Here is an 11,387-nt window from a genome sequence, read left to right as displayed (position 1 = left end):
CCCGGGGCGTCGGTGCCAGCGGCGGCAGCGGCAGGCGGCGCCGCGCGGCCTCGCGGCGCCAGCGCAGCAGCTCCGCCAGGCTCTTGGGCTGGAACTCGATGTAGTTGTTCTGGAAGCCGTCCGGGCGGTGATGCGACTTGCCGGGGTCGTGGTACGGGTTCATGGGGTGGTGTCGACTCTAGCCGGCGATCAGCTTCTGAACCAACTCGGCCGTGGTCGCCGCCGTGTACTTGCGCATCAGCCGGGCCCGATGGATCTCGACCGTGCGGTGGCTGATCGCCAGCGCGCGGCCGATCTCCTTCGAGGTCAGGCCCTTCATCACCTGCGCCGCCACCTCGCGCTCGCGCGGCGTCAGGTCGGCCTTGGCGGCCCGGCGCGAGCCCAGGTCCTCGAAGATCCAGATGCCGGCCTCGTGCGGCGCCTCGCGGTTCAGCGCCTGGCCGCTCACGTGGCACCAGAAGGTCTCGCCGGCGAAAACGCCGTGCAGGCCGCCCAGTCTTTTCATCATCCGGTTGTCGGCATAGCGGCCGCTGGCGTTCAGGATCGGCTCCATGCGCTTGCCGATGCGCTCGAATTCGGCGACGCTCGGGTACAGGACGCGAAACGACTGGCCGACCAGCGCGCTGCGCGTGGCACCGAACATCTCGCACAGGCGCGCATTGCAGTCGACGATGATCCGGTGCCGCGACAGCACCATGCCCACCGGCGCCTGCTCGAAGGCGAGCCGGTAGTCGATGGCGGCGAGCGCGGTGTCGGGGGTGTCCATTACGAAATACTACGTATGCCAGTACGTAGTATCGTTCGGAGTCCGGATTTCAACCATCACCCTGCGAGGAACCATGGCGAACAAGATCTATCCCTCTGCCGACGCGGCGCTCAAGGGCGTCGTCGCCGACGGCCAGACACTTGCCGTCGGCGGCTTCGGCCTGTGCGGCATTCCCGAGGCGCTGATCGACGCGCTGCACGACTCGGGCGTCAAGAACCTGACCTGCATCTCGAACAACGCCGGCGTCGACGGCTTCGGCCTCGGCAAGCTGCTCGAAACGCGGCAGATCAAGAAGATGGTCGCCAGCTACGTCGGCGAGAACAAGGAGTTCGAACGCCAGTACCTGGCCGGCGAACTCGAGCTCGAATTCACGCCGCAGGGCACGCTGGCCGAGAAGCTGCGCGCCGGCGGCGCCGGCATTCCGGCCTTCTTCACCAAGACCGGCGTCGGCACGCAGGTAGCCGTTGGCAAGGAGCTGCGCGAGTTCGACGGCGAGACCTACGTGATGGAGCGTTCACTGGTGCCCGACGTGGCGCTGGTCAAGGCCGACGTGGCCGACAAGTCGGGCAACCTGCGCTTCCGGCTCACCGCGCGCAACTTCAACCCGGCCGCCGCGATGGCCGGCAAGGTCTGCATCGTCGAAGTCGAGAAGATCGTCGAGGTCGGCGAGATCGCCCCCGACGACGTCCATCTGCCGGGCATCTACGTGCACCGCATCGTGCTCAATGCGACGCCCGAGAAGCGCATCGAGAAGCGCACCGTGAGCGCATCGGTCGATGTCGCAGCCGCCAAGGTCGAGGCCCAGGCCGCGATCGCGCAAGCCGCGGCCGGCAGCGAAGTCCCCGCGCCCATCAAGAACACCAAAGGAGCCTGACATGCCCTGGACCCAGGACCAGATGGCCGCACGCGCGGCGCAAGAACTCGAAGACGGCTTCTACGTCAACCTCGGCATCGGCATCCCGACGCTGGTCGCCAATTTCGTCGGCGACAAGGAAGTCTGGCTGCAGAGCGAGAACGGCATGCTCGGCATCGGCCCGTTCCCGACCGAGGACCAGGTCGACGCCGACCTGATCAACGCCGGCAAGCAGACCGTGACCACGCTGCCCGGCTCGGCCATCTTCGGCAGCCACGACAGCTTCGCGATGATCCGCGGCGGCAAGATCAACCTGTCGATCCTCGGCGCCATGCAGGTCAGCGAGAAGGGCGACCTCGCCAACTGGATGATCCCGGGCAAGATGGTCAAGGGCATGGGCGGCGCAATGGACCTGGTGGCCGGCGTCAAGCGCGTGATCGTGCTGATGGAGCACGTGGCGAAGAAGAAGGACGGCACCGAGGACCTCAAGATCCTCGAGAAGTGCACCCTGCCGCTGACCGGCGTCGGCGTGGTCGACCGCATCATCACCGACCTGGCCGTGCTGGACGTCACGCCCGAGGGACTGCGCGTGGCCGAACTGGCCGATGGCGTGAGCTTCGAGTCGCTGCAGGCCAAGACCGGCGTCAAGCTGAAGAGATAGAACACCCCCGAAGCGACTGCGGCGCTGCCCCCTCAAGGGGGCGATACCAGCGGCCCGGCAAAGCCGGTTCCGCGGTATCTCTGGTATCGGATCGGCCGGTTCCGGGCGGCGCGCGGCGCTCAGGGCTTGGCCGCGGGCGCCATGGCCGCCGGCGTCGCGGCCGCTGCCGCCGGCGGATTCGGCGGCAGCTGGTAGCTCCAGGTCTCGCTGACCGGCTTGTCGCCCTGCACCAGGGCGGCCCGCATCTCGACCGGCAGCGCGGGGTTCTTCACCTTCACCCGCAATGCCAGACGCCAGCCCTTGATCGCCGGATTGCGATCGATTCCGACACCGAGCAACTCGGCGTTGTCGCCCACGCTGACTTGCGGCCTCAAGTCGGCGCCGCTCGGCAGGCCGGCCAGCGCCGGGCCTTCGAAGTCGATCAGGAAGGCGCTGCTGCTGCCGTCGATCCGGCGGATCAGGTTGGCCTGCAACTCTTCGTTTTCGGTGTGGAAGGTCTGCCTGACCCAGGCATTGTCGGCGCCGTGCAGCGCAGGCTCGTCGGTGGTCCAGTGCATGCGATAGGCGAACTGCAGCATCTGGCCGCGCCGCGTGGGTGCATCGGGCGTCCAGAAGGCGACGATGTTGTCGTTGGTCTCGTCCGGCGTCGGGATCTCCATCAGCGTGACCCGGCCCTTGCCCCAGTTGCCGTGCGGTTCGATCCAGGCACTCGGGCGCAGGTCGTAGCGGTCCTTGAGGTCTTCGTAGCGGGAGAACTCGCGCCCGCGCTGCAGCAGGCCGAAGCCCTTCGGGTTGTCGACCTCGAAGGCGCTGATCGCGAGCTGGCGCGGGTTGTTGAGCGGCCGCCAGAGCCATTCGCCGGTGCCGGTGCGGATCGCCAGGCCGTTCGAATCATGGATCGCGGGCCGGAAGCTGCGCTTGAGCTCCGACTGCTGGTTCGGCCCGTACAGGAACATGCTGGTCAGCGGCGCGATGCCGAGGGTCTTGATGTCGCCGCGCACGAAGATGTTGGCCTGGACGTCGACCACCGCATCCTTGGCCGCAGGCGTCACGATGAACTGGTAGGCGCCGGTGGCGCGCGGCGAATCGAGCAGGGCGTAGATGACCACCTGGCGGTCGTCCGGCGCCGGCCGCTGGATCCAGAACTCGCGGAAGTTGGGGAACTCCTCGCCGCCGGGCGGTGCGGTGTCGATGGCCAGCCCGCGGCTCGACAGGCCATACACCTGGCCCTTGCCGATGACGCGGAAATAGCTCGCGCCCAGAAAGCTCATGATCTCGTCGAGCTTGTCGGGCTGATTGACCGGGTAGAGCAGCCGGAAGCCGGCGTAGCCCAGTTGGCGGGTCGCGTTCTTGTCGAAGGCGAGGCCGCCGAAGTCGAAGCGCTCGGGGTCGTACTTGATCTCCTGCACGCCGTCGGCCGTGATCTCGTTGATCCGCACCGCCGAATTGAACTGCATGCCCTGGTGGTAGAAGCCCAGCCGGAACGGCGTCTGCAGGTCGCTCCATGCGAAGCGGTCGGTGCGCGGCTGCATCTTCTGGTAGTCGGCGAACTGCATGCCGCTGAATTCAGGCGGCAGGTTGTTCACCGGCGCCACGTAAGGTTTATTCATCAGCACGCGGGCCTGCGCCGTGACGTCGTCGAGCGAGAAGGCCTGGGCCTGGGAGGCCCAGAGCAGCGATGCGGCGGAGGCCAGGGCGAGCAGTGCGAGCTTCGTTCCCCTGCGGCGTGCGGCTGTAAGAATCATGGAAAAGGTTGAATGCAATATTCCTGCCGTGCCCCGGATGGGCCCTGGGCCGGCCAACAGCGGCTTAGCTTAGCATCCGGGGCTCGACGATCCAGCCTCCTCGCGCAGGGGCCGTGCGCGAGGCGATTCGCTGCACGCCGCGATGTATCCATGAAAGCTACTGAATGAAGATGTCGTTTCTGCTGGCCCTGGCGGCCGGCCTGGCCAGCCCGCTGGCCTTCGCCCAGGCGCAGCCCGCCGCCCCGAAAAACAAGACGTCCTTCGTCACCGACCTCATCTCGAAGATGACGCTGGACGAGAAGATCGGCCAATTGCGGCTGATCAGCATCGGCCCCGAGATGCCGATCGCGCAACTGGCGGACGAGATCGCGGCCGGCCGTGTCGGCGGCACCTTCAATTCGGTCAACCGCCCCGACAACCGCAGGCTGCAGGACGCGGCCATGAAGAGCCGCCTGAAGATCCCGATGTTCTACGCCTACGACGTCGTCCATGGCCATCGCACGACCTTCCCGATCGGCCTCGGCCTGGCCTCGAGCTGGGACCTGGGTGTGGTCGACGTGATGGCGCGCACCGCAGCCAAGGAGGCCAGCGCCGACTCGATCGACATGACCTTCGCGCCGATGGTCGACATCGCGCGCGACCCGCGCTGGGGCCGCACCTCCGAAGGCTTCGGCGAAGACCCGTACCTGGTGTCCGAGATCGCCAAGGCCGCGGTCAAGGGCTTCCAGGGGACGGTGCCGGTGCCGGCCGGCCGCATCATGACCAGCGTGAAGCACTTCGCGCTGTATGGCGCCGTCGAGGGCGGGCGCGACTACAACACGGTCGACATGAGCCCGATGCGCATGTACCAGGACTACCTGCCGCCGTACCGTGCCGCGATCGACGCCGGCTCCGGCGGCGTGATGGTGGCGCTGAATTCGATCAACGGCGTGCCGGCGACCTCCAACACCTGGCTGATGCAGGACCTGTTGCGCAAGGACTGGGGCTTCAAGGGCGTGGCCGTGAGCGACCACGGCGCCATCATCGAGCTGATCCGCCATGGCGTGGCCCGGGACGAGCGCGAAGCCGCCAAGCTCGCGATCAACAACGGCATCGACCTCAGCATGGCCGATTCGGTCTACCTGAAGGAACTGCCCGGGCTCGTGAAATCCGGCGAGGTCGGCATGAAGGCCATCGACAGCGCCGTGCGCGAGGTGCTCGGCGCCAAGTACGACATGGGCCTGTTCCGCGACCCGTACCTGCGCATCGGCGTGGCCAAGGACGATCCGCCGGACCTCAATGCCGACAGCCGGCTCGACCGCCCCGCGGCGCGCGACGTGGCGCGCAAGTCGATGGTGTTGCTCGAGAATCGCAACCGCACGCTGCCGCTGGCGAAGACCGCCGCCATCGCGCTGGTCGGCCCGCTGGCCGATGCGCCGATCGACATGCTGGGCAGCTGGTCGGCGGCGGGCTACTCGAAGAACGCGGTCACGCTGCGGGCCGGCCTGAACACCGCGGTCGCCAGGAACGGCGGTCGCGTGATCTACGCGCGCGGCGCCAACATCACGAACGACGAAAGCACCGTCAAGTACCTGAACTTCCTCAACTGGGACACGCCCGAGGTGACGCAGGACCCGCGCGCGCCGGCCGAGATGATCGCCGAGGCGGTGAAGGCCGCGCAGCAGTCCGACGTGGTCGTGGCGGCGGTCGGCGAGGCGCGCGGCATGTCGCACGAGTCGTCGAGCCGCACCAGCCTGGACCTGCCGCAGAGCCAGCGCGACCTGATCACCGCGCTCAAGGCCACCGGCAAGCCGCTGGTGCTGGTGCTCATGAACGGCCGGCCGCTGGCGCTGGTGCGCGAGCAGAAGGAGGCCGATGCGATCCTCGAGACCTGGTACACCGGCACCGAAGGCGGCAACGCGATTGCCGACGTGCTCTACGGCGACTACAACCCCGCGGGCAAGCTGCCGATCTCGTTCCCGCGCTCGGTCGGCCAGATCCCGACCTACTACAACCATCCGCGGCTCGGCCGGCCCTTCACCGAAGGCAAGCCGGGCAACTACACCTCGCAGTACTACGAGGAAGTCACGGGTCCGCTGTACCCCTTCGGCTACGGCCTGAGCTACACCGACTTCTCGCTGTCGGACGTGACGCTGTCGAGTCCGACGATGGCGCGCCACGGGAAGATCGAGGCCGCGGTGACCGTGAAGAACACGGGCCAGCGTGCCGGCGAGACCGTGGTGCAGCTCTACATCCAGGACGTGGCCGCGTCGGTGGTCCGTCCAGTCAAGGAGCTCAGGGATTTCCGAAAAGTCATGCTGCAGCCCAGCGAGGAGCGCGTGCTTCGCTTCACGATCGACGAGGAGAAGCTCAAGTTCTTCAACGCCCAGCTGCGCCGCGTCGCGGAGCCGGGCCGCTTCAACGTGCAGATCGGGTTCGACTCGCAGGCCGTGCGCGAGCAGGGCTTCGAGCTGCAGTAGTAGCATTCTGGCGAAAGGCCGTCCCATGAATGCCAACGATGCTTTGCGCAGCCTGTGGCTGCAGGCCGGATTGCCGGAAGAAGCGCTGGGTTTCGCGCAGCTCAGCGGTGCCGATCCGGTGCTGCCTTCGTCCTTCGCGGTGGGGGCTGCGGCGCAGAGCACGGTCGCGGCCGCCGCGCTCGCCGCCTGCGAACTCGGCCACCAGCGCGGCGCCGCGCGCCAGGCGGTGAGCGTCGACATGCGGCATGCGGCGCTCGAATGCACCGGCTGGTTCAGCCTCGATGGCCGTGTGCCGGCGCTTTGGGACGCGTTCTCGGGGCTCTATCGCGCGTCCGATGGCTGGGTGCGCATCCATGCCAACTTCGCGCACCATCGCGAGGGCGCGCTGCGGCTGCTCGGGCTGGACCCGAAGGTCGCGCAGCGCGCCGATGCCGAAGCCGCGATGCAAGGTTGGAAGTCGATCGACTTCGAGGATGCGGCTGCCGCGCAGGGGCTGGTCGCGACCGCACTGCGGCGCTTCGACGACTGGGATGCCACGCCGCAGGGCAGGGCGCTGGTCGATCAGCCGCTGTTCACGATCGAGCGCATCGGCGATGCGCCCCCGCTCGCGCTGGCGCCGCTGGCCGCCGATCAGCGCCCGCTGGCCGGCCTGCGGGTGCTCGACCTCACGCGCATCCTGGCCGGCCCGGTGGGTGGGCGCGCGCTGGCGGCCTACGGCGCCGACGTGCTGCTGATCAACTCGCCGCACCTGCCCAACATCGAGGCGATCGCGGACACCAGCCGCGGCAAGCTGTCGGCGCATGTCGACTTGAAGACCACGGAAGGACGCGAGACGTTGACGCGCCTGCTGGCCGACGCGCACGTGTTCGTCCAGGGCTACCGCCCCGGCGGGCTCGCGGCGCTGGGCTTCGGGCCTGAGGACACGTCGCGCATCCGGCGCGGCATCGTGCACGTCTCCCTGTCGGCCTACGGCACGCGCGGTCCCTGGGCCCAGCGCCGCGGCTTCGATTCGCTGGTGCAGACCGCCATGGGCTTCAATCACGCCGAGGGCGAGGCCGCCGGCGACGGCAAGCCCAGGCCGCTGCCGATGCAGATCCTCGACGAGGCGACCGGCTACCTGATCGCGATGGGCGCGGCGGCGGCGCTGTGCCGCCAGCAGCGCGAAGGCGGCAGTTGGCACGTGCAGGTGTCGCTGGCGCAGACCGGGTGCTGGCTGCGCGGACTGGGGCGGGTGAAAGGGGGCCTCGAGACGGCCATGCCCGACCGGACGCCGTTCCTCGAGACCTCGGCTTGCGGGTTTGGCGCGTTGTGCGGGCTGCAGCACAGTGCGCGGCTGTCGCGCACGCCGGCGAGGTGGGCGCGGCCGTCGGTGCCGCCCGGGACCGATCCGGCGACCTGGCCGTCGCGCGGCCAATAGCGGTCGTCGCGTCCTGCGCCTTGGCCTGCGGCAGAATCCTGTACCCGCGGCAAAGCCGGAACTTCAAGGAACATCACACATGGGCGCCCAATGGAAAGCCAAGCACAAGGACCTGGCCGCCAACGCCAAGGGCCGCTTGTTCGGCAAGCTCGCGAAGGAAATCATGATCGCCGCGCGCAGCGGTGCCGACCCGGCGTCGAATGCGCGGCTGCGGCTGGTGGTCGAGCAGGCCCGCAAGGTCTCGATGCCCAAGGACACGCTCGAGCGCGCCATCAAGAAAGGCGCCGGTCTGACGGGCGAGTCGGTGCACTTCGATCACGTGATCTATGAAGGCTTCGCGCCGCACCGCGTGCCCGTGATGGTCGAATGCCTGACCGACAACGTGAACCGCACCGCGCCCGAGATGCGGGTGCTGTTCCGCAAGGGGCATCTGGGCGCCTCGGGTTCGGTCGCCTGGGATTTCGACCACCTCGGCATGATCGAGGCCGAAGCGCTGCGGGCGGGCGCCGACCCCGAACTGGCAGCCATCGAGGCCGGCGCGCAGGACTTCGAGCGCGGCGAGGAGGGCGTCACGGTCTTCCTGACCGACCCCGTCGATCTCGACCTGGTGAGCCGTGCATTGCCGGCGCAGGGATTCACCGTGCTTTCGGCCAAGCTGGGTTACAAGGCCAAGAACCCGATCGATCCGGCCAGCCTGAGCGCCGAGGCGCTGGAAGAGGTCGAGACCTTCCTTGCCGCCATCGATGCCAACGACGACGTGCAGAACGTGTTCGTGGGGCTGGCGGGCTGACTGTCGATGCTCCCGTCGGAACTGCCCCTCCAGAATCGTGCAGCGAGCCTCGTCAGGCGGAGTTCCGACGCAATGCCTGGCAGATAGCGTCCAGCAGCGACTCCTGGGAGGAGGGCTTCTGCAGAAAGTCCACCGTGCCCTCTTTGATGGCTTGGAACGCCGTCGGTATGTCGACGCTGCCGCTGATGGCGAAGGGGCCCGTCCAGCTTGAGGAGATCCTGTACTTTCAACGAAGAGCATGATGGCGGTCGAGCCCTGTGCTGCAGGCGAACTCGCTCGTCACATTGTTCGAAAGGAGAAACCGTGAAACAACTTCAGTGGACTTCAAACTTGCGTCGCGCCGTCGCGGCGGCGCTTGCATTGGCGGGCGCAGGGCAGCTGCATGCATTCTCGCAAGCGCCCGTTGCGGCCGAGAACGGCATGGTCGTGAGCGCGCAGCACCTCGCAAGCAAGGTCGGCGCCGACGTGCTCAAGCGCGGCGGCAACGCGGTCGACGCGGCGGTCGCCGTGGGCTACGCGCTGGCTGTGGTGTATCCGGCGGCGGGCAACCTCGGCGGCGGTGGCTTCATGACCGTGCAATTGGCCGACGGCCGCAAGACCTTCCTCGACTTCCGCGAGAAGGCACCGCTGGCCGCCACCGCCAACATGTACCTCGACAAGGAAGGCAACGTCATCAAGGGCCTGAGCACCAAGGGCCACCTCGCCGTGGGCGTGCCCGGCAGCGTCTCGGGCATGGAATACGCGCGCGAGAAGTACGGCACCATGAAGCGCGCCGCGCTGCTCGCCCCGTCGATCCAGCTGGCCGAAAATGGCTTCGCGCTGGAGCAGGGCGACGTCGACCTGCTCAACACCGCCACGGCTGACTTCAAGGAAGACCCCGCGTCGGGTGCCATTTTCCTGAACAAGGGCCAGCCATTTGTGGCCGGCCAGAAGCTGGTGCAGAAAGACCTCGCGAAGACGTTGAGGGCAATCAGCGTCAGGGGCACGGACGGCTTCTACAAGGGCTGGGTCGGCAACGCCATCGTGGCGTCGAGCCAGGCCGGCAAGGGCCTGATCACGCAGGCCGACCTCGACCAGTACAAGACGCGAGAACTGGCGCCCGTCGAGTGCGACTACCGCGGCTACCATCTCGTGTCAGCGCCCCCGCCGAGTTCGGGCGGCGTGATCATCTGCGAGGTGCTCAACATCCTCGAGGGCTATCCGCTCCAGGATTTGGGCTACCACTCGGCCCAGGCCGTGCACTATCAGATCGAAGCCATGCGCCACGCCTACGTGGACCGAAATAGCTACCTCGGCGATCCGGACTTCGTGAAGAACCCGCTCGACCGCCTGCTCGACAAGAACTATGCGGAGAAGATCCGGACCGTCATCGACCCGAAGAAGGCCGGCGTCTCCAAGGATCTCAAGCCGGGCGTGGCGCCGCATGAAGGCACCAACACCACGCACTACTCGATCGCCGACAAGTGGGGCAATGCGGTGTCGGTGACCTACACGCTGAATGACTGGTTCGGCGCCAAGATCACGGCCGCCAAGACCGGCGTGTTGCTGAACGACGAGATGGACGACTTCACCTCGAAGGTCGGCGTGCCCAACCTCTACGGCCTGGTGCAGGGCGAAGCCAACGCGATCGCCCCTGGCAAGCGTCCGCTGAGCTCGATGAGCCCGACCATCGTGACCAAGGACGGCAAGCCCGTGTTCGTCGTCGGCACGCCCGGCGGCAGCCGCATCATCACGGCGGTGCTCCTCACCATCCTGAACGTGGTGGACTACGGCATGAACGTGCAGGAAGCCGTCGACGCACCGCGCTTCCACCAGCAGTGGCTGCCCGACGTGACCAACGTCGAGACCTTCGCGCTCAGTCCCGACACGCGCAAGATCCTGACCGACATGGGCCACAATCTGGGCGCGCCACAGCCGGCAAACCACCTTGCGGCGATCATCGTCGGTGCCCCCTCGCTGGGCGGCAAGCCGGTGGCCGGCAACCGGTTCTACGGCGCCAACGATCCTCGCCGCAACACCGGGCAGGCGCTCGGGTACTGATGCGAATTGGACATTCGTCTTCGGGTTCACAGGCTGCAGGGATGTCGGCGCCGTTGGCGGCTCGAAGGGCGTGAGTAGGGGGCGGCGACGGCCCCAAAACTCGCCCTGAAGAGGCGTATCTACTCCAATCGGCAACAATGCGCCGCTTGACGCCTGTCCGCCCGTTTATCGGCAAATATGCATCTTTTGAGGCCATTGCCTTTTCAATGTTAGAGGCTACAATGGGCAAAAATAGGGCGTTTACCTTAAAAGATTCAACTTAACAGGCAGAAAAAAGCCTCTTGTGGTAGTCGTATCCAACGAGACCCCTGAAGAAGCCGAGCTTGCTCTGGGCGGGCGGCTCAAGCACCTGCGCCTGAACCGCAATCTCGACCAGAAGACCCTGGCCGAGCGCGCAGGTGTGAGCGTTCGGGCTCTACGCAATCTGGAAAACGGCCAGGGCTCTACGGTCCACAGCCTGCTGCGCGTGGTGCGCGCGCTGGGTCGCGAGGAATGGCTTCAATCCATCGCACCTGTGGCGACCATCAATCCGCTGACGCTGATCCGCGGTGCAGAGCAGCGGCAGCGGGCTTCCCGCTTGCGCAATACCCGAAGCCCCAAATGACTGTGCGGGCGTGGAGTCTGCTCGTCTTGCTTGCGAGAGGGCCTGTTCACCC

9 protein-coding genes are annotated in these 11,387 nt (G+C 67.2%); 7 read left to right on the top strand and 2 right to left on the bottom strand.

Translation table 11 applies throughout. The annotated features are described in order from the left end of the window. Nucleotides 1-178 precede the first annotated feature (178 nt). Entirely contained in the window at nucleotides 179-766 is a 588-nt protein-coding gene (locus AC1DYD_RS36000; RefSeq protein ID WP_478177523.1) for a LuxR C-terminal-related transcriptional regulator, read from the bottom strand. A gap of 73 nt (nucleotides 767-839) precedes the next feature. Between AC1DYD_RS36000 and AC1DYD_RS35995 the strand changes: the two genes are divergently transcribed. Further along, the gene (locus AC1DYD_RS35995; protein WP_478177522.1) at nucleotides 840-1,640 is read left to right on the top strand and encodes a CoA transferase subunit A; all 801 of its coding nucleotides are present in this window, start codon (nucleotides 840-842) and stop codon (nucleotides 1,638-1,640) included. A gap of 1 nt (nucleotide 1,641) precedes the next feature. Beyond that, the gene (locus AC1DYD_RS35990; RefSeq protein WP_478177521.1) at nucleotides 1,642-2,280 is read left to right on the top strand and encodes a 3-oxoacid CoA-transferase subunit B; all 639 of its coding nucleotides are present in this window, start codon (nucleotides 1,642-1,644) and stop codon (nucleotides 2,278-2,280) included. Between the two features lie 119 nt (nucleotides 2,281-2,399). On the opposite strand, the gene AC1DYD_RS35985 is transcribed toward AC1DYD_RS35990, so the two are convergent. After that, entirely contained in the window at nucleotides 2,400-4,025 is a 1,626-nt protein-coding gene (locus AC1DYD_RS35985) for a glucan biosynthesis protein G (protein ID WP_478177520.1), read from the bottom strand. A 170-nt stretch (nucleotides 4,026-4,195) separates the two neighbouring features. On the opposite strand from AC1DYD_RS35985, the gene bglX reads away from it, so the two are divergent. The 5 genes from bglX (at nucleotide 4,196) to AC1DYD_RS35960 (ending at nucleotide 11,335) form a co-directional block, all read left to right on the top strand. Then, entirely contained in the window at nucleotides 4,196-6,484 is a 2,289-nt protein-coding gene (gene bglX, locus AC1DYD_RS35980) for a beta-glucosidase BglX (protein WP_478177524.1), read from the top strand. A 25-nt stretch (nucleotides 6,485-6,509) separates the two neighbouring features. Beyond that, nucleotides 6,510-7,901 carry a CoA transferase gene (locus tag AC1DYD_RS35975; RefSeq protein ID WP_478177519.1) on the top strand — a complete coding sequence of 464 codons (1,392 nt, stop codon included), beginning with the start codon at nucleotides 6,510-6,512 and terminating at the stop codon, nucleotides 7,899-7,901. Between the two features lie 79 nt (nucleotides 7,902-7,980). Continuing rightward, nucleotides 7,981-8,691 carry a YebC/PmpR family DNA-binding transcriptional regulator gene (locus AC1DYD_RS35970; protein WP_478177518.1) on the top strand — a complete coding sequence of 237 codons (711 nt, stop codon included), beginning with the start codon at nucleotides 7,981-7,983 and terminating at the stop codon, nucleotides 8,689-8,691. 303 nt (nucleotides 8,692-8,994) lie between these two features. Continuing rightward, nucleotides 8,995-10,731: a gamma-glutamyltransferase gene (ggt, locus tag AC1DYD_RS35965; protein ID WP_478177517.1), complete on the top strand. Its 1,737-nt coding sequence runs from the start codon at nucleotides 8,995-8,997 to the stop codon at nucleotides 10,729-10,731. Between the two features lie 283 nt (nucleotides 10,732-11,014). Beyond that, nucleotides 11,015-11,335 carry a helix-turn-helix domain-containing protein gene (locus tag AC1DYD_RS35960; RefSeq protein WP_478177516.1) on the top strand — a complete coding sequence of 107 codons (321 nt, stop codon included), beginning with the start codon at nucleotides 11,015-11,017 and terminating at the stop codon, nucleotides 11,333-11,335. The last annotated feature ends 52 nt before the right edge of the window (nucleotides 11,336-11,387 follow it).

This window comes from Variovorax sp. P4_B11 (assembly GCF_056402355.1).
This window is presented reverse-complemented; position numbering and strand designations above follow the sequence as displayed.